The organism is Bradyrhizobium sp. INPA03-11B, from assembly GCF_040446015.1.
GTDB lineage: Bacteria > Pseudomonadota > Alphaproteobacteria > Rhizobiales > Xanthobacteraceae > Bradyrhizobium > Bradyrhizobium macuxiense_A.
Window position 1 is genome coordinate 1 of record NZ_JASGSR010000144.1, and the last position, 18,484, is coordinate 18,484.

An 18,484-nucleotide genomic window follows, 5' to 3' on the forward strand; every position below is an offset into this window, starting at 1 on the left:
GACCGTATAGGGCGCGCCGGCTTCGGCCAGCGCGATGTGGGAGGCGAGCGCACAGGTGCCGGGGGCGGTATAGAGCTTGAGCATGTCGTTGTCCTCTGCGGGCCTTGTCGGTTCGTGGCGAACCCGGCCCTTACCTTTTTATAGGATGTGGCGGACGTTAGCGGCAGCATCCCTTGCCGTCCACCCCGCGGGCTGCCGCGGACCTTGCCCGCGGCGGCGCCGCCGTGCGATGACCATGGCCAATCGAGAGGGCTTTTCATGACTGTGCTCATTGCAGGTGGCGGAATTGGCGGGCTGACGCTGGCGCTCAGCCTGCACCAGATCGGGGTGCCCTGCCGCGTGTTCGAGAGCGTGCCGGAGCTCCGGCCGCTCGGCGTCGGCATCAACGTGCTGCCGCATGCGGTGCGTGAACTGATCGAGCTCGGCCTGCACGACGTGCTCGACGCATCGGCGGTGCGCACCCGCGAGCTCGCCTATTTCTCCAAGCACGGCAAGCCGATCTGGAGCGAGCCGCGCGGGCTCGAGGCCGGCTACAAATGGCCACAATTCTCGATCCATCGCGGCCGCCTGCAACAGCTGCTGCTCGATGCGGCGATCGCACGGCTTGGAGCTGCCAACATCCTGACCAGCCATCATCTCACCGGCTGGACCGAGACGGCGGACGGCGTCCGCGCCGACTTCATCGATCGCGCCACCGGCAAGCCCGCGGGCAGCTATGACGGCGCGGTGCTGATCGCCGCCGACGGCATCCATTCGGCGGTGCGCGAGAAGCTCTATCCGCAGGAAGGGCCGCCGATCTGGAACGGCCGCATCCTGTGGCGGGGCATCACCCGCGGCAACGCCTTCCTGACCGGCCGCACCATGATCATGGCCGGCCACGAGACGTTGAAATTCGTCTGCTATCCGATCTCGAAGGAGGCCGGCGCCGACGGCAAGTTCGACATCAACTGGGTCGCCGAGCGGCACATGCCGCCGACCTATCAGTGGCGCCGCGAGGACTATAACCGCACGGCAAGACTCGACGAGTTCCTGCCGTGGTTCGAGAGCTGGAATTTCGACTGGCTGGACGTGCCGGGCCTGATCCGGAACTGCCCGCATGCCTATGAATATCCGCTGGTCGATCGCGACCCGATCCCGCAATGGACGTTCGGCCGCGTCACGCTGATGGGCGACGCCGCGCATCCGATGTACCCGATCGGCTCCAACGGCGCCTCGCAGGCGATTTTGGATGCGCGCACGCTGACGCGCGAAATCCTGGCGCATGGCGCAACGCAGGCCGCGCTGTCAGCCTATGAGGCCGAGCGGCGGCCCGCAACGACCGACCTCGTGATGCTGAACCGCCGCAACGGCCCGGAGCAGGTGATGCAGCTGGTCGAGGAGCGCGCGCCTGATGGCTTCAAGGTCGTCACCGACGTGCTGTCGCAGCAGGAGCTGGAAGACATCGCCACCAACTACAAGCGCGTCGCCGGTTTCCAGGTCGAGGGGCTGAACGCCAAGCCGCCGATCGTGCAGCGGCCGGGCTGACCTAGGCTCGGCTACAGTCTATCCCCGTCATGCTGAGGAGCGCGGCACGCGCGTCTCGAAGCATGCACGGCCCGGCTGGTGGCCGTCGACCCTTCGAGGCTCGCAAGAGCTCGCACCTCAGGGTGACGGATTAAACTGGAGCGCAAGCGGCGCTTCCACCAGGCGGATGCTGCTGCTCGCCGTCGCGAGCAGCGTGCCTTCAGCCGAAGTCAGCCGGCCCTCGACAAAGGCGATGGTCTTGCCGAGCTGCGTCACCGTCGCCTCGCCGGTGACCGGCCCGGGCCTGGCAGGCGCGAGGAAGTTCACGGTCATCGAGATCGTCGTGGTGAAGAGCCTGCCCTCGGTCATCACGAACACCGCCGGCCCCATCGTGTCGTCGAGCATCGCCGAAAGCATGCCGCCCTGGATGAAGCCGGCCGGATTGCAGAAATCCTGCTTGCCGTCGAAGGCCATCCTGATCCAGCCGTCCTGCGGGCGTGCGTCGACAAGCCGCCAGCCGAGCAGCTTTGCGACAGGCGGCATCGGGATGTGGTCGAGCGCGGTTGCGATCATGGCGGCCTCCGTTGTTCTGGAGGTCGTACCCGAGCCCTGCTGCCAGCATGGTGTCAGCAGGAGCCAACGTCAGAGATCGAGCCCGTGTGCGACCACCTTGCGCATCACGTTGGGAAACGCCTCGGCGTCCAGCGTCGCGACCGGCACCCAGCGCATGCCCTCCGGCGCGCGCGTGCGCGGCGAAACTGTCGCGGTGTAGACGACGATCTCGAGCGGGAAATGCGTGAACACATGCGTGACGACTCCGGCCTTACGGTGCCAGCGCGCCACGCCCTTGAGTTCCGGAGCCTGCGCCAGCGCCGCGGCATCCTGCTGCCCGGCAAGCCACTCCGACCCCGGCACCTCGGTCATGCCGCCGAGCAGGCCTTTTTCCGGGCGCGAGCGCACCAGGAGCTCGCCGCCGCGCGTCACCACGAAGGCAGCGCCGCGGCGCAACGTGCCGCTCTTCTTCGGCGCCTTGCGTGGGAAGGTTTCCTGGTCGCCCCGGATGCGGCCTGCGCAGTCGTCATTCAGCGGACACGATGCGCAGGCCGGCTTCTTCGGCGTGCAGATGGTGGCGCCGAGATCCATCAAGGCCTGCGCGCTGTCGCCGGCACGAGCCGGGCCGAGCAATGTTGCCGCCATCTCCTTGATCAGCGGCTTGGCCTGCGGCAGCGCCTCCTCGATAGCGTAGAGCCGGGTGACCACGCGCTCGATATTGCCGTCCACCGGCATGGTCCGGCGGTCGAACGCGATCGCGGCGATCGCCGCCGCGGTATAGGGCCCGATGCCGGGCAGCGCGCGCAGGCCGTCCTCGGTGTCCGGAAATGCCCCGCCATGATCGCCCGTCACCGCAACTGCGCAGGCGTGCAAATTGCGCGCCCGCGAATAATAGCCGAGCCCGGCCCACATCCTCAGCACATCGTCGAGCGAGGCGCGGCCGAGCGCGGTCACATCGGGCCAGCGCGCCACGAATTTCTCGAAGTAAGGTCCGACCGCCCGCACCGTGGTCTGCTGCAGCATGATCTCGGACAGCCACACCCGGTACGGATCCGCCCGCTCCCCGGCCTTCGCGCGCCACGGCAACGTCCGGCGATGCCGGTCATACCAAGCGAGCAGCCGTGCCGGCCGGTCGGCCTTCTGGTCGGTCGGTCTGGCTTTGGCGGCCGCGCGCGAGCTCATGGACCCATCTTAAGGCACATCCCGCCACGTCATGCCCAGGGTTGACCCGGGCATCCACGTCTTTCTTTGCTGGCCGCGGAAACGCCGCCACAATGATGAACATTGTTTCGGCCACATCGCCACCGCTGCTATAACCCCTTCATGTCCAAACCTGGCCCGATCAGCGCAAAGCCCCTGTCGATCCTGCTCAGCGACGTCTTCACCGACGCCTACGCCAAGCAGGGCTTTGCCGCGCGCGAACTGGTGACGCGCTGGACCGAGATCGCGGGCGAGCGGATCGCCACCTTTTGCGAACCAATGAAGATGCAGTGGCCGCGGCCGGTGGAGGGCCAGCCGCAGGAGCCGGCCACGCTGGTGCTGCGGGTCGAGGGGCCGATGGCACTCGAGATCCAGCACTCCTCCGACGTGATTCTGGAACGGGTGAACCGGTTCTTCGGCTGGCACGCGGTCGGCCGCCTGACGATCCGGCAGGCGCCCCTCTCGCGCCGCAGCCGCCCGGCGCGGCCGCGCCCGCCCGACGCCAAAATCGTGGCCCGGGAGGCGGCAAACCTCGGCGCCGTGGAGGACGACGACCTGCGCGCGGCGCTGGCCCGGCTGGGTGCCTCGATCAAGCGAAATTGACGCTTTTCCGCAGGCCGGCCGCGAGACCCCGGCATTGCCACAATGGCCGTTTCAAGCTAGCGAAGGCTTCTTTTTCGGGACCCCCTTCATTGTGGCGTGAATGCGCCAATCCGGGAGCTGACCTTGATCATCACGCGCCGCGCTTTCACCACCGCTCTCTCGCTGACCGGGCTTGCCGCCCTCGCCGGCCTGTCGCCGCTGCGCCTGATCACGGACGCGTTCGCGCAGACCGCCGCCGAGGTCGCCAAGCCGCAGTCGCTGCCGGACATGGGCCTCGGCCCGCAGGACGCCAAGGTGACCATCGTCGAATACGCCTCGATGACCTGCCCGCACTGCGCCAATTTCAACGAGACCGTGTTCCCGAAGATCAAGTCGACCTACATCGACTCTGGCAAGGTCCGTTACGTGTTCCGCGAATTTCCACTCGACATCAAGGCCGCCGCCGGCTCGATGCTGGCGCGCTGCATCGCCAAGGACGACGCGCCGAAATTCTTCGCCGTGATCGACCTCTTGTTCCGCCAGCAGAACGACTGGGTGGTGAAGAACACCACCGAGACGCTGACCCGGATCGGCAAGCAGGCCGGCCTCAGCCAGCAGCAGGTCGAGGAGTGTCTGAAGGATCAGACGCTGCTCGACAAGATCGCCGCCGACCAGAAATACGCCAACGACGTGCTGAAGGTGAACTCGACGCCGACCTTCTTCATCAATGGCGAGATGCTGAAGGGCGAGACCTCGTTCGAGGAATTCAGCAAACACATCGATCCGCTGCTGAAGAGCTAATCGCAAACCTTCGAGCCTGACATCGTGGTGCCCGATTTTGAGTCGGGCACGATAATTGTGGATGACTTGCGATCACGGCATGCGGCGATCGCATTATTTCGTTGTTGAAAACCTGATTCGCCCGATGCGAATCTCCGCGGACATGCAAGGGCCATAAAACCCCTGCAAATCCCTTGGGAAAAGCTAGGTCAAGCGGTTGCCCTGACGCGCAGGCATCGCCATTGTCGCCGCTCATGAGAGCTGCACGCAGCTATTCACCCCAGACACCGACATTGCCATCCATGGTATTGTCACGGCAGGGAGATTCGCGCCCGGCCAAACGAGATTTGTGTACATGAAGCTCACGCGCCTCCGCCTGCACGGTTTCAAGTCGTTCGTTGAACCCACCGATTTCATGATCGAGCCGGGCCTGACCGGCGTCGTCGGACCGAACGGCTGCGGCAAATCCAATCTCGTCGAAGCGCTGCGCTGGGCGATGGGCGAGACCTCGCACAAATCGCTGCGCGCCGCCGATATGGATGCTGTGATCTTCGCCGGTTCCGGCAACCGTCCCGCGCGCAACCACGCCGAAGTCGTGATGACGATCGACAATTCCGATCGCTCGGCACCGGCCGCGATGAATGACAGCCAGCTGCTCGAAATCTCCCGCCGCATCGAGCGCGAGGCCGGCTCGGTCTACCGCATCAACGGCCGCGACGTGCGTGCCCGCGACGTGCAGATCCTGTTCGCCGACGCCGCCACCGGCGCGCGTTCGCCGGCGCTGGTCCACCAAGGCAAGATCGGCGAGATCATCCAGGCCAAGCCCGAGCAGCGCCGCCGCGTGCTGGAAGACGCCGCCGGCGTCGCCGGCCTGCATGCCCGCCGTCACGAGGCGGAACTGCGGCTCAAGGCGGCCGAAACCAACCTCACCCGCGTCGAGGACGTGATCGGCCAGCTCACCGGACAGATGGAAGGCCTGAAGAAGCAGGCCCGCCAGGCGATCCGCTACCGCGAGGTCGCGGCCAAGGTGCGCAAGTCCGAGGCGATGCTGTTCCACCTGCGCTGGATCGAGGCCAACGCCGACGTCAACGACGCCGCGCGCACCCATGATCTCGCCGTGCGCGAGATGGCCGAGCGCACCCAGCATCAGGCGGAAGCCGCGCGCATCCAGGCGATCCGCGCCACCGAACTGCCCGCGCTGCGCGATGCCGAGGCGCGCGCCGCCGCCGGCCTGCAGCGCCTGACTAATGCGCGCGAGATGCTCGACCGCGAGGAGCAGCGCGCCAAGGAGCGCGTCGGCGAGCTCGATCGCCGCCTCACCCAGTTCGCCCAGGACATCGCGCGCGAGCAGCAGCAGACCTCCGATGCCGACATCGCGCTGCAACGACTCGACACCGAAGACGCCGAGCTGAAGGAAGAGATCAAGTCGCGCGTCGAGAAGCGCTCCGGCGTCGACGAGCGCGTCTCGGAGGCCGAAGAGATCCTCGCCGCGACCGAGCGGCAGTTCTCCGAGCTGACCACGCAACTTGCCGACCTCACCGCGAAGCGCAACCAGCTCGAGGCCGGCGTGCGCACGCATCGCGACCGGTTGGCGCGGCTCGATCAGGAGATCGCCAACGTCCAGGCCGAGGAGACCAAGCTCGCGCAGGAGACCGGCAATCTCGGCGACATCGACGCGCTCGCCGCCGCCATGGAGATGGCGCAGCAGACGCTCGCCGAGTCCGAGGCGGCCGTGCAGTCCAGCGAAATGCACCACGCTGCCGCGCGGCAGACGCTGGAAGCCTCCCGCAATCCGCTCGTTGAGGCCGAGAAGCGCGTGCAGCGGCTCGAGACCGAAGCCCGCACCATCTCCAAGCTGGTCACCAGCGAGACCAAGAATCTGTGGCCGCCGATCATCGACGGCATCACGGTCGCCAAGGGTTATGAAAAGGCGATCGGCGCCGTGCTCGGCGACGACCTCGATGCGCCCGTGGATTCCTCGGCGCCGATGCGCTGGACCAATGTCGGTGAGGCATCGGGCGACCCCTCCCTGCCTGACGGCGTCGAGCGGCTGGCCGATCACGTCCAGGCGCCGCCGGAACTGGCGCGCCGTCTCGCCCAGATCGGCGTGGTGGCGAAGGAACGCGGCGCGGATCTGGTGTCGCAGCTGAAGACCGGCCAGCGGCTGGTGTCGCTCGAAGGCGACGTCTGGCGCTGGGACGGCTTTGTCGCCGACGCGCATGCCCCGACCGGCGCCGCGCGCCGCCTCGCCGAACGCGCCCGCCTGGTCGATATCGAGCATGAGCTGGAACAGGCCCGCATCGATGCCGCCGCCAAGCGCCAGGCGCTGGAGACGGCTGAGGAAGAACTGCGCTCGGCGTCCGCCGCCGAGGGTGCCTCGCGTGAAGCGGTGCGCGCCGCCCGCCGCGAGACCGATGCCGCGCGCGAACGCCATGCCGCGACCGAGCGCGAGATCAACCGCCATGCCGCGCGCAAATCGGCGCTTACCGAGGCGCACAGCCGCGTCGCCGCCGACCGCGCCGAGGCCGAAGCCGCGCATGAGAGCGCGGCTGCCGCGCTCGCCGAGCTGCCGCCGGGTGTCGAGACCGAAGCCCAGCTCGCCGCGGTTCGCGCCGAGATCGACAACCAGCGCCGTGCCGCGGCGCAGGTCCGCGCCGAGGCGCAGGCGCTCGCCCGCGAGGCCGAGCTTGCCGACCGCCGCGTGCAGGCGATCCTTGCCGAGCGCAACGAATGGCAGAACCGCAAGACCAGCGCCGCCTCGCAGGTGGGGACCATCGAGGCGCGCATCGCCGAGGTGTCAATCGAGCGCGAAGAGCTCGCCAACGCGCCGGAAGTGTTCGCCGAGAAGCGCAGCGCGCTGATCACGGAGATCGAGCACGCCGAGGGCGATCGCCGGATCGCCGCCGACGCGCTGGCGACCGCGGAATCCGCGATGGCGGAAACCGACCGCGTCGCCAAGGCCACGCTCGAAGCGCTGTCGTCGTCCCGCGAGGCCACCGCGCGCGCCGAAGAGCGCATGGAAGGCACCCGCCGCCGCCTAGCCGACATCGAGCGCGAGATCCACGACATGCTCGAGGTCGAGCCGAGCGCGGTCGTCGGCATGGCCGAGATCGAGCCCGGCGCGGAGCTGCCGCCCGTCGCGCAGGTCGAGGAAGAACTCGAAAAGCTGCGCCGCGACCGCGAGCGGCTCGGCGCCGTCAATCTGCGCGCCGAAGAAGAGCTCAAGGAAGTAGAGACCCAGCACACCGCGCTGACCACCGAACGCGACGACCTCGTCGAGGCGATCAAGCGACTGCGCCAGGGCATCCAGAGCCTCAACCGCGAAGCCCGCGAGCGCCTGCTGACCTCGTTCGAGACCGTCAACAACCACTTCAAGCGGCTGTTCACCGAGCTGTTCGGCGGCGGCGAAGCGGCGCTGCACCTGATCGAGAGCGACGATCCGCTCGAAGCCGGCCTCGAGATCATCGCCAAGCCGCCCGGCAAGAAGCCGCAGACGCTGTCGCTGCTCTCGGGCGGCGAGCAGGCGCTGACCGCGCTCTCGCTGATCTTCGCGGTGTTCCTCACCAACCCGTCGCCGATCTGCGTGCTGGACGAAGTCGACGCGCCGCTCGACGACCACAACGTCGAACGGTTCTGCAGCCTGCTGCACGAAATGACCGGTTCGACGGACACGCGCTTCATCATCATCACGCACAATCCGATCACGATGGCGCGGATGAACCGGCTGTTCGGCGTCACCATGGCCGAACGCGGCGTCTCGCAGCTGGTGTCGGTCGACCTGCAGGGCGCGGTCGATATTCTCGACCAGAACGTGGCGTAGGATACGATGTCGTCATTCCGGGGCGGTGCGTAGCACCGAACCCGGAATCTCGAGATTCCGGGTTCGGCTGCGCCGCCCCGGAATGACGTAGAAATGACGGCACATGACCTCACCTGACCTTCCCGCCGAACTGCGCGCCGCCCTCAACGCCCGGCTCGAAGGCCTGTCGCGCAGCGACGCCGCGGGCCGAGCGGCGGTGATTTCGCAGACCTATCGCGAGGGCGGCGGCTCCTCGACTATCAAGACCGAGACTGATGCGCTGGCCTACGCCGTGGCGCGGATGCCGGCGACCTATGCCGCCGTGGTGGCGAGCCTCAATGCACTCTCCGAAATCAGGCCGGACTTCGCGCCCACGAGCCTGCTCGATGTCGGCGCCGGACCCGGGACTGCGACCTGGGCCGCTGCGGAGGCCTTCCCGTCGTTGCAGGCGTTCACTCTGCTCGATGCCAATGAGGCCCTGCGCACGCTGGCGCTCGACCTCACGCGCCGGAGTGACCGCTTGCGCCGCATCACCTACGAGCTCGGCCAGGCCCGCACCTATGCGGCGCATGCCGAGGCCGCCGAGCTCGTGATCGCGAGCTACGTCATCAACGAGCTCAATGATGCCGAGCGCGACGCGCTCACCGATGTCTTGTGGGAGAAAACCAGGGATACCCTGCTGATCGTCGAGCCCGGCACCCCCGCAGGCTATGCGCGGATCATCGCACTCCGCGCGCGATTGATCGCAGCCGGCGCGCATGTCACTGCGCCCTGCCCGCATGACGGCGCCTGCCCGCTGGTCGCGCCCGACTGGTGCCACTTCTCGCAGCGCCTGCAACGCTCGCGCGCGCACAAGCAGGTCAAGGGCGTCGACGCCCCGTTCGAGGACGAGCGCTTCGCCTATGTCGCGCTGAGCCGCGCGCGCGTTGAAAACAGGCCATCGCGCGTGCTGGCGCAGCCGGATGTCGGCAAGGTCGAGATCGCGGCCAAGCTCTGCACGCCTGAAGGCGTCATCGTCGCCAGGGTGCCGCGCCGCGCCAAGGCCGATTACGCCAGCGCCCGGCGCTGGCGCTGGGGCGATGCGGTCACCGACAACTCGCGTCGTCCCGGCGAAGGCCGGGACCCATAACCACCGATCTCAATTGTGAAGCAAAGCCGACGCCGCTTGTGCCCTTTCCACGGGCCGCGGCGTATGGGTCCCGGGTTTCGCCGGGACGACGATGTTGAACCAATTTGTATCCATCCCCGACCAAGACATTGCCCACCTCTTCGCGGCGGGCTGCCCTGCGCCTCGATCTTGGGCTACGGTGCCGCCGTCTCGTCCATCAGGAGTTGCCCTGTCATGTCGACCAGCTGGATCGTTATCGGCGTCATCGTCCTTCTCGTGCTGTTTGCATTCGGCGCCTACAACCGCCTCGTCGCGCTCGGCCAGCGGGTCAGCCAGGCCTTTGCCGACATCGACGTGCAACTCAAGCAGCGCCACGACCTGATCCCGAACCTGGTCGAGACCGTGAAGGGCTATGCCGCGCATGAGCGCGGCACGCTCGACGACGTCATCAAGGCGCGCAACTCGGCGATGTCCGCGCAGGGGCCGGCCCAGGTCTCGGCGGCGGAGAACCAGCTCTCCGGCGCGCTCGGCCGGCTGATCGCGCTGTCGGAGGCCTATCCGGACCTCAAGGCCAACGCCAATTTCCAGCAGCTCGCATCGGAGCTTTCCGATCTCGAGAACAAGATCGCCGCCAGCCGCCGCTTCTTCAACAACGCGGTCCAGGAATACAACACCGGCATCCAGCAGATGCCGGCCGCACTGTTCGCCGGCATGTTCGGCTTCACCCGCAAGGATTTCTTCGACCTCGGCGCCAGCCGAACGGAGGTCGAGGCGGCACCGAGCGTAAAGTTCTGATTATCATGGCATCCAGCCAACCCCGTCATTCCGGGGCGATGCGAAGCATCGAACCCGGAATCTCGATCAACCAAGAAACCTCTGGATTCCGGGTTCACGCCGTTGGCGTGCCCCGGAATGACGACGGTTAGTCATGGCCGCCTATGGTCTCTACACGCATATCGCATCGAACAAGTTTCGTTCGATGCTGCTGCTTGGCGGCCTGTTCCTGCTGATCTACGTGCTGGTCTATGCCGGTGCGCTGGTCGCGGAGGTGATGATCGATGGCGGCCGCACGGTCGACTATTATTTGACGCGGGCCTCGCGCGACCTGGTGTCGGCATTGCCATGGGCGACGATCGCGGCGGTGGCCTGGATCGTGATCGCCTATTTCTTCCACCAGAAGATGATCGACGCCGTGACCGGCGGCGAGAGCGTGACGCGGCAGCAGCAGCCGCGGCTCTACAATCTCTTGGAAAACCTCTGCATCTCGCGCGGCATCCCGATGCCGAAGCTGAAGGTGATGGACAGCCCGGCGCTGAATGCGTTCGCGACTGGCCTCAACCCGCGCCAATACGCCGTCACGGTCACCACGGGTCTGCTGAAGGCGCTGAACGACCAGGAGATCGAGGCCGTGCTCGGCCACGAGCTCACCCATATCAAGAACGGCGACGTCCAGCTGATGGTGATCGCGGTGATCATCGCCGGCGCGGTCGGCTTCTTCGGCGAGCTGTTCTTCCGCCTGTTCACAAACCTGTCGTGGAACTCGAGCGGCGGCGGAGGCGGCTGGTCGTCGTCGTCATCCTCCTCATCGTCGAGATCGTCCTCGGATCGTGACAGCAAGGGCTCTGGCGGCGGCGCGATCATCGTGATCATCATCGCGGTCGCGCTGATCGTGCTGGCCTGGCTGCTGTCCCAGGTGGTCAAGCTCGCGCTGTCGCGCTCGCGCGAATTCCTCGCCGATGCCGGCTCGGTCGAGCTGACCAAGAATCCCGATGCGATGATCTCGGCGCTGCGCAAGATCGAGAACCGCGGCGAGTTGCCGGACGCCACCTCGGCGGTGATGGAACTCTGCGTCGACAATCCGCGCGAGGGCTTTGCCGACCTGTTCGCGACCCATCCGTCGGTGAAGTCCCGGGTGGATGCGCTGGTGAAATATGCCGGCGGTCACGATCCCGGACCGCTGGCGCTGCCGGATGAGACCTCGGACCAGACCGCGACGCAGGACCAGCCGACCGCGGCGGGCGACCAGCCTCCGCCGGTGACCCACGGCCCGTGGGGCGACACGCCGCCCGCGCAGCCGAACAACCCGCCGCCGCTACCTGGCACCGGCCCCAGACCGGGTCCGTTGGGGCCGCTGGACCCACTCCAAGGTCCTCTGCAAGGCCCTTGGGGCCGGCACCGCTGATCGCGCCGGCTCTCTTTGATTTGGGATGATTTTCCTGGAAAACCGCTGCGCCATTTTTCGGATCATGCCTAGCCTACTCAGTCCATTAAGGAATTCCCCACCAAACCGATCGTGAGCGCCTTAAGGAATTGAATTCTCCCTCGTTTCTGCCATGTTCGCGCCCAAAGCAGTGTGGGGACTTGCCGGCCGCCATCGCGGTCGGGAGCGCGCTTTAAGGGACTTCCATGGCAAAGCCGGTTGTGATCGTGGTGGGTGCTGACAAGGGCGGGGTCGGCAAGACCACCGTCTCGCGGACGCTCCTGGACTATTTCAGTGCCAACAATGTGCAGACCCGGGCGTTCGACACCGAATCGCCGCGCGGCACGCTGAAGCGCTTCCATCCCGACATCACCGAGATCGTCGACATGACGACGACCGCGGACCAAATGAAGATCTTCGATACGCTGAACTCGGGCCCCGCGGTCACCGTGATCGACGTCCGCGCCGGCCTGCTGTCGCCCGCGCTGGCCTCGCTGCGCGACATCGGCTTCCTCGACGCGGCGCGCTCCGGCCAGATCACCTTCGCCGTGTTCCATATCCTCGGCCCCTCGATCGCCTCGCTGGACGAGATCGCCGAGACCGCCGGCTTCATGGGCGGCGCGAAATATTTCCTGGTGAAGAACTTCATCAACGACACCCAGTTCTTCCAGTGGGACCAGGCGACCTACAATTCCTACTTCCACCGCATCAAGGACGCGACCGACCTCACGATCCCCAAGCTCAACGAAATGGCCTATGAGCAGGTCGAGGTGTCCTCGGTTCCGTTCCTGAAGTTCGTCGCCAACAAGCAGATCAACGACGACGCCGCGAATTATTCGTTCGTGCTGCGCGGCTATGTCCGGCACTGGCTCGCCAATGTCTGGAGCGAGTTCGACCGGATCAAGCTGACCGACCTGGTCGGCGCCAAGTCGGCCAAGGGCGAAAAATAGTCGAGCGGGTCAGCGACGACGTCGCGCCCGGGGCAGCGAAAAGTTCGCGCTTGGGCGCAGCGAAAAAAGTCGCGCCCGGGGCGGCGATGGGGCTGGATTAGGCGAAAATTTGGCCTGATATAGCGGGCGATGTCATCCACGCCCGTCTACATCATCTGCTCGCCCCGCCCGCAGGTCGGCAAGACGCTGATCGCGCGGCTGCTCGGCGAATTCCTGCTGCTCAAGAACGGCGACGTGGTCTGCTACGACATCAACCTGAAAGAGCCGTCGCTGCTCGACTACCTGCCGCGGATCACGGAAACCGCCGACGTGATCGACACCTACGGCAAGATGCAGCTGATGGACCGGGTCATCGTCAATGACGGCATCGCCAAGGTGATCGACCTCGGCTACCACGCCTTCGACGAATTCTTCAAAATGTGCGACGAAATCGGACTGATGAAGGAGGCGCTGCGCCGCCGCGTCTCGCCGGTGATCCTGTATGTCGCCGACACCGACCGCGCCTCGGTGCGCGGCTACCAGACGCTGCAAGGCCTGATCCCGCCGAATGCGCTCATCGTCATCGACAATGAATTCGTGGTGCGCGGCGAGCTGCCGCCTGTCATGACCGCAAGCAAGGTGCTGCGCTTCCGTGCGCTGCCGGTGTTCCTGAAGACCTATATCGACCGGCTGACCTTCTCCTTCACGGGCTATCTGCGCCAGGAGAAGGATTCATCCACCGAACTGCACCAGTGGATCCGGCGGAATTACACGACGTTCCGGGATCTCGAGCTCAGCATGCTGCTGCAGCGGGGTTAGCCGTCGTCCCGGCCTAGTGCGCAATTGCGCATGGGAGCCGGGACCCATAACCACAGCTGTATATTTGACGAAGGCTGGGGTCGCAGCATTTTCCCACAACCAGCATTCGTGGTTATGGGTCCCGGCTTTCGCCGGGACGACGTGTGGAGGGAGTGACGCCAGGCCTTAATGCCCCTCGAACGCCATCAGCGTGCGCACCGGGACATCCATCGCGCGCAGCTTTGCCGCGCCGCCGAGGTCGGGCAAATCGATGATGAAGCAGGCCGCGACCACGTTGGCGCCGATCTGGCGCAAGAGCTTCACCGCGCCCTCCGCGGTGCCGCCGGTCGCGATCAGATCGTCGACCAGGATCACGCGCTCGCCGGGCTGCACGGCGTCGGCATGCATCTCCATCTCATCGATACCGTATTCCAGCGAGTAGGCGATCCGCACCGTGGTGTGCGGCAGCTTGCCCTTCTTGCGGATCGGCACGAAGCCGGCGGAGAGCTGATGCGCCACCGCGCCGCCGAGGATGAAGCCGCGCGCCTCGATGCCCGCGACCTTGTCGACCTTCGCCCCGGCCCAGGGATGCACCAGCTCATCGACCGCCCGGCGGAACGCGCGGGCATCCGCGAGCAGCGTCGTGATGTCGCGAAACAGGATGCCCTTCTTCGGGTAGTCCGGGATGGTGCGAACGGTCGCCTTGATGTCGTGGTCGAAGGTCATTGCTGTCTCGCTTTCTCCGCGTCGTCATTGCGAGCGCAGCGAAGCAATCCATTCCTCAGCGCATGCGGAAAGATGGATTGCTTCGTCGCTTCGCTCCTCGCAATGACGGTCCAAATCAATTCGCTCCGGGATTAAGCCGGAATGCATTCTCGACAATGCGCAAGCCGACCTCGTTGCCGAGCGACATCAGCGATTCCGGATGGAATTGCACGCCGCCGACCGGCAGGGTCTTGTGCTCGATCACCATCGCCACGCCGTCTTCGGTGGTCGCGGTCACCGCCAGCACCTCGGGCACGCTGTCGCGCTCGACATAGAGGGAGTGATAGCGGCCGATCACGATCTCATTCGGCAGATTACGCATCAGCCGGCCGCCGCGGACCTGGACGCGTGAGGGACGGCCATGCGCGGGCTGGCCGAGCTGGCCAAGCTGGCCGCCGAAATATTCGCCGATCGCCTGCACGCCGAGGCAGACGCCGAAGATCGGCAGCTGCTTCTCGAGCGCGGTGTCGATGGTTTTCGCGATGCCGAAATCCTCCGGGCGGCCCGGTCCGGGCGACAGCACCAGCAGATCCCAGCCCTTCTTCTTGAGCATGTCCTGGGCATGGACGTGCCTGACCACGGTGACGTTGGCGCCGACCTGGCGGAAGTAATCGGCCAGCATGTGCACGAAACTGTCGTCATGATCGATCAAGAGCACGTTCTTGCCCGAGCCGGTGGCATCGGGCGCGAAATCGGACAGCGGCTTCGGCGGATCGCCGCGCAGCGCCTGGAACAGCGCCGCCGCCTTGACCTGGCACTCGCGGTCTTCCGCGGCCGGATCCGAGTCGAACAGGCAGGTCGCGCCGACACGCACCTCGGCGAGGCCGTCCTTCATGCGGATGGTGCGGATGGTGAGCCCGGTGTTGATGCTGCCGTCGAAATTGACGCAGCCGATCGCGCCGGCATACCAGCGCCGCGGCGACCGCTCATGGTCCTCGACGAACTGCATCGCCCACAGCTTCGGCGCGCCGGTCACCGTCACGGCCCAGGCGTGGGTGAGGAAGGCGTCGAGCGAATCGAAGCCCGGTCGCAGCATGCCCTCGACATGGTCGACGGTGTGGAACAGCTTTGAGTAGGTCTCGATCTGTCGCCGCGCCAGCACCTTGATGGTACCGGGCACGCAGACCCGCGCCTTGTCGTTGCGGTCGACGTCGGTGCACATGTTGAGCTCGAACTCGTCCTTCTCCGAGTTCAGCAGCTTGCGGATCTGCTCGGCATCGCCGATCGAATCCGAGCCGCGCGCGATGGTGCCCGAGATCGGGCAGGTCTCGACCCGGCGGCCGTCGGAGCGCACGAACATCTCGGGCGAGGCCGAGACCAGGAATTCGCCGTCGCCGAGATTCATCAGCGCGCCATAGGGCGACGGATTGATGCGGCAGAGCCGCTGGAACACTTCCGCCGGCGAGCGCTCGCAGGGCTCGGCGAACAGCTGCCCGGGCACCGCCTCGAACAGATCGCCGCGGGCGAACGCCGCGCGGGCGACTTCGACGGTCGCCTGGTATTCGCCCGGCGCGTGATCGGCAAAGCCCTGCCGGTCGGTCTTGGCATAGAGGCTCGGCGCAGTCTCGTGCGACTGGCCGGCGGTGGATTTGCCTTTCCACGCAAACTCGTAATTCAGCGCCACGCCGCGGCCGGTGGCGCGGTCATAGGCCAGCAGCCGGTCCGGCACGTAGAGCACGATGTCGCGCTGGTCGGCCTCGCGCGCGCGCTTCTGCACGAGGTCCTCGATCTGGAACACGAGGTCGTAGGCGAAGGCGCCGAACAGGCCGAGCAGCGGATCGGCATTGGAGGTGAACGCCGCCACCATGTCGCGCACCAGCGACATCACGCTGGCGCGGCGGGTGCGCTGGTCTTCCTCGACCGGGGCTTCGCCGCGGATGATATGGCCGGCGAGCTTTGTGGTGCTCCGCTCCGAGATCACGACGCAGGGCTCGCGCAGCACGTCGCCGAGGAAGGCGATCAGCACCTCGCCGCGCGGGTTCAGCGCCTGCAACGAGAAATCGGTGCCTGAGGTCTCCAGCACCAGCGGCGGATCGGCAAAGCCGAGGTCGAAGCTCTCGTAGCGGCCCGGCACCGTCGTGCCCGAGGACAGCACCACGCCGCGGCGACGGTCGAGCAGCGCGATGAGATCGTCGAGGCGGTTGGCGCCGCCGGTGAACTGCTCGACCACCCGCGCGACCGCGAGGCCGCCATTGGTGAGGTATTCGCTTCGAGCCGGCAGGGAGAAGACTGTCCTGTTCATGTGATCCTCTTACGAGACTTGCCGAGAGAGCGCCACACAGGACAAACGAAGGGGACCGTCGCACTGCGATGGCGACCTTCGACGTTTTTGAGAAAATGAAAACGCACCGGCCACCTATGAGAAGGTGGGCCACCAACGACGGGATGGACTGGCAACGGTGCTCATGGGCGCTACACACCACCCGGCGCGGGCCGTGTCAAGGGATGGCCCGACACCCCTGCCCCAATCCTGGACGCCCCTCCGGGCGACATTTTCGGGGTTTGAAGGGACGGGATTCCGCGTAGGATTTGTGGAAATGGCGGCCGGCCAGCCGCCCAAAAAACAGACAGATGGCGGAGGCGCAAATGGCGATTTTGGGTCTCGGATATGCCGGCTTCGGCTCCGACGCGCTCGACGACTGGCGGCAATTCGGCACCGGCCTGGTCGGGCTGCAGGCGATCGAGCGCGGCAACTCGCTGCTCGCGTTCCGGATGGACGACCGCAAGCAACGCATCGTGATCGACCGCGCGCAGGGCGAAGGGACCAGGTTCTTCGGCTGGGAGGTGGCGGACGCCACCGCGCTCGACGCGCTGGCGGCGCGGCTCGAGCGCGCCGGCGTTGCCGTGACATCGGAGCCGCAAACCCTCGCCGACGCACGGCGGGTGCGCGGGCTGATCTCGTTCCGGGATCCGGCCGGCAACCGTCTCGAGGCGTTTCATGGCGCCGAGATCGACGACACGCCGTTCAAGCCGGGCCGCTCGATCTCCGGCTTCCGCACCGGTGCACTCGGGCTCGGCCGTCGAGAACATCGCGCCCGTGATGAGCTTCTATGTCGACGTGCTCGGCTTCGGCCTCAGCGACTACATCGAGAAACCGTTCCGTGCCTATTTCTTCCACGTCAATGCGCGCCACCACTCGCTGGCGCTGATCGAGACCGGCAGCAACGGCATGCATCATCTGATGGTCGAATTGTTCTCGCTCGACGATGTCGGCCAAGCCTACGACGTCGCGCAGCAGGAAGACCGGGTCAACGTCACGCTCGGCCGCCACACCAACGATCTGATGACGTCGTTCTACGCCAAGTCGCCGTCAGCCTTCATGGTCGAGTGCGGCTGGGGCGGCCGCGAGATCGATCCTGCGAACTGGACGCCGTTCGAGATGCATGACGGCCCGAGCCTGTGGGGCCATGAGCGCGTCTGGCTGTCGCCGGAAGACCGCGCCGTCGCGCGCGAGATGCGGATGCGCGCCGCCTCGGAAGGCAAGCGCGCACCGGTGCAGGTGATGGAAGGCAATTTCAGGCTGATGTCGGGCACCTGCCCGTGGTGGGACGGGGTGCGGGGTTCATAACGACTTGCGTCGTCCCGGCGAAGGCCGGGACCCATAACCACAGGGTGCGGTTGTCTGGCGCGATGACTGCTAGGGTGCCCATTGCAAAAGCCGCGGCGTATGGGTCCCGGCCTTCGCCGGGACGACGCCGGTGGTTTTCGCAATCGTGTTACCCCAGATGCTTCTTGAAGAAGTCCGTCGCCCGGTCCCAAGCCAGTTCTGCGCACTGGCGGTCGTGCACCGACAGGCGCTGCTCGTTGCCGAAACCGTGGTCGGCGTCATAGCGATAGAGCTCCAGCGATTTGCCCGCGGCCTTCATCGCCTTCTCGAAGCCATCGACCAGCGCCGGCGTGCACCAGTCGTCCTTGGTGGCAAAATGGCCCTGCAGCGGAATCCGAACGTCCGCGGGCTTCGCCGCCTGCTCCGGCGGAATGCCGTAGAACACCACACCGGCCGTCAATTCCGGGATCTTGGTGGCACCGATGATGGTCACCGCGCCGCCGAGGCAGAAGCCGGTCAGGCCGACCTTGGCGCCGTTCTTGGCGAGATATTGCGCGGCGCCGCGCACCGTCTGCGTGGTGGCGTCCATGAAGTCGAGCGAGTTCATCTCTTTGCCGGCCGCATCGGTGTCGTGATAGGGCACCACCTTGCCCTTGTAGAGATCGGGCGCCAGCGCATCGAACCCGGCCCGCGCGAAGCGATCGCACATGCCCTTGATCTG

General features: G+C 66.3%; 15 protein-coding genes and 2 pseudogenes. 11 read left to right on the plus strand and 6 right to left on the minus strand.

The annotated features are described in order from the left end of the window. Positions 1–84: pseudogene (locus QMZ05_RS35630) on the minus strand (glutathione S-transferase); the annotation flags it as partial. A 174-nt stretch (positions 85–258) separates the two neighbouring features. On the opposite strand from QMZ05_RS35630, the gene QMZ05_RS35635 reads away from it, so the two are divergent. Continuing rightward, entirely contained in the window at positions 259–1,524 is a 1,266-nt protein-coding gene (locus QMZ05_RS35635) for a flavin-dependent oxidoreductase (protein ID WP_353705002.1), read from the plus strand. Between the two features lie 117 nt (positions 1,525–1,641). Here QMZ05_RS35635 and QMZ05_RS35640 read toward each other — a convergent pair whose 3' ends face one another. After that, positions 1,642–2,076 carry a PaaI family thioesterase gene (locus QMZ05_RS35640; RefSeq protein WP_353705003.1) on the minus strand — a complete coding sequence of 145 codons (435 nt, stop codon included), beginning with the start codon at positions 2,074–2,076 and terminating at the stop codon, positions 1,642–1,644. Between the two features lie 69 nt (positions 2,077–2,145). Further along, positions 2,146–3,237 (minus strand): A/G-specific adenine glycosylase, encoded by a 1,092-nt coding sequence (mutY, locus tag QMZ05_RS35645; protein WP_353705004.1) that lies wholly within the window; start codon positions 3,235–3,237, stop codon positions 2,146–2,148. 141 nt (positions 3,238–3,378) lie between these two features. On the opposite strand from mutY, the gene QMZ05_RS35650 reads away from it, so the two are divergent. The 8 genes from QMZ05_RS35650 to QMZ05_RS35685 all read left to right on the plus strand — a co-directional run bounded on the left by QMZ05_RS35650 (position 3,379) and on the right by QMZ05_RS35685 (position 13,472). Further along, a complete protein-coding gene (locus QMZ05_RS35650; protein ID WP_353705005.1) occupies positions 3,379–3,858 on the plus strand; it encodes a DciA family protein in 480 nt (159 codons plus the stop codon). 123 nt (positions 3,859–3,981) lie between these two features. Further along, positions 3,982–4,638 (plus strand): DsbA family protein, encoded by a 657-nt coding sequence (locus QMZ05_RS35655; protein ID WP_353705006.1) that lies wholly within the window; start codon positions 3,982–3,984, stop codon positions 4,636–4,638. A 334-nt stretch (positions 4,639–4,972) separates the two neighbouring features. After that, positions 4,973–8,437, plus strand: a complete 3,465-nt coding sequence (gene smc, locus QMZ05_RS35660) for a chromosome segregation protein SMC (RefSeq protein WP_353705007.1) — start codon at positions 4,973–4,975, stop codon at positions 8,435–8,437. A 103-nt stretch (positions 8,438–8,540) separates the two neighbouring features. Continuing rightward, the gene (locus QMZ05_RS35665) at positions 8,541–9,545 is read left to right on the plus strand and encodes a small ribosomal subunit Rsm22 family protein (protein ID WP_353705008.1); all 1,005 of its coding nucleotides are present in this window, start codon (positions 8,541–8,543) and stop codon (positions 9,543–9,545) included. Positions 9,546–9,758: 213 nt separating this feature from the next. After that, a complete protein-coding gene (locus tag QMZ05_RS35670; protein ID WP_353705009.1) occupies positions 9,759–10,319 on the plus strand; it encodes a LemA family protein in 561 nt (186 codons plus the stop codon). 133 nt (positions 10,320–10,452) lie between these two features. After that, a complete protein-coding gene (locus tag QMZ05_RS35675) occupies positions 10,453–11,706 on the plus strand; it encodes a M48 family metallopeptidase (protein WP_353705010.1) in 1,254 nt (417 codons plus the stop codon). A gap of 224 nt (positions 11,707–11,930) precedes the next feature. Continuing rightward, positions 11,931–12,674, plus strand: a complete 744-nt coding sequence (locus tag QMZ05_RS35680) for a hypothetical protein (protein WP_146987181.1) — start codon at positions 11,931–11,933, stop codon at positions 12,672–12,674. A gap of 129 nt (positions 12,675–12,803) precedes the next feature. Then, positions 12,804–13,472 carry a hypothetical protein gene (locus QMZ05_RS35685; RefSeq protein WP_353705011.1) on the plus strand — a complete coding sequence of 223 codons (669 nt, stop codon included), beginning with the start codon at positions 12,804–12,806 and terminating at the stop codon, positions 13,470–13,472. A gap of 165 nt (positions 13,473–13,637) precedes the next feature. Here the strand turns inward: QMZ05_RS35685 and QMZ05_RS35690 are convergent, their stop codons facing one another. Both QMZ05_RS35690 and QMZ05_RS35695 read right to left on the minus strand, forming a co-directional pair. Continuing rightward, positions 13,638–14,177, minus strand: coding sequence for an adenine phosphoribosyltransferase (locus QMZ05_RS35690; RefSeq protein WP_074131621.1), 540 nt, complete (start codon positions 14,175–14,177; stop codon positions 13,638–13,640). Between the two features lie 115 nt (positions 14,178–14,292). Next, positions 14,293–16,458: an anthranilate synthase component I gene (locus QMZ05_RS35695; protein ID WP_353705012.1), complete on the minus strand. Its 2,166-nt coding sequence runs from the start codon at positions 16,456–16,458 to the stop codon at positions 14,293–14,295. Between the two features lie 344 nt (positions 16,459–16,802). Here QMZ05_RS35695 and QMZ05_RS35700 point away from each other — a divergent pair. Both QMZ05_RS35700 and QMZ05_RS35705 read left to right on the plus strand, forming a co-directional pair. Then, positions 16,803–17,087 (plus strand): annotated as a pseudogene (locus QMZ05_RS35700) (biphenyl 2,3-dioxygenase); the annotation flags it as partial. A 169-nt stretch (positions 17,088–17,256) separates the two neighbouring features. Beyond that, on the plus strand, positions 17,257–17,784 hold the full coding sequence (locus QMZ05_RS35705) for a VOC family protein (protein WP_353705013.1): 528 nt from the start codon (positions 17,257–17,259) through the stop codon (positions 17,782–17,784). Positions 17,785–17,932: 148 nt separating this feature from the next. On the opposite strand, the gene QMZ05_RS35710 is transcribed toward QMZ05_RS35705, so the two are convergent. Beyond that, a partial coding sequence (locus tag QMZ05_RS35710; protein WP_353705014.1) for a dienelactone hydrolase family protein occupies positions 17,933–18,484 on the minus strand: 552 nt, incomplete at its 5' end.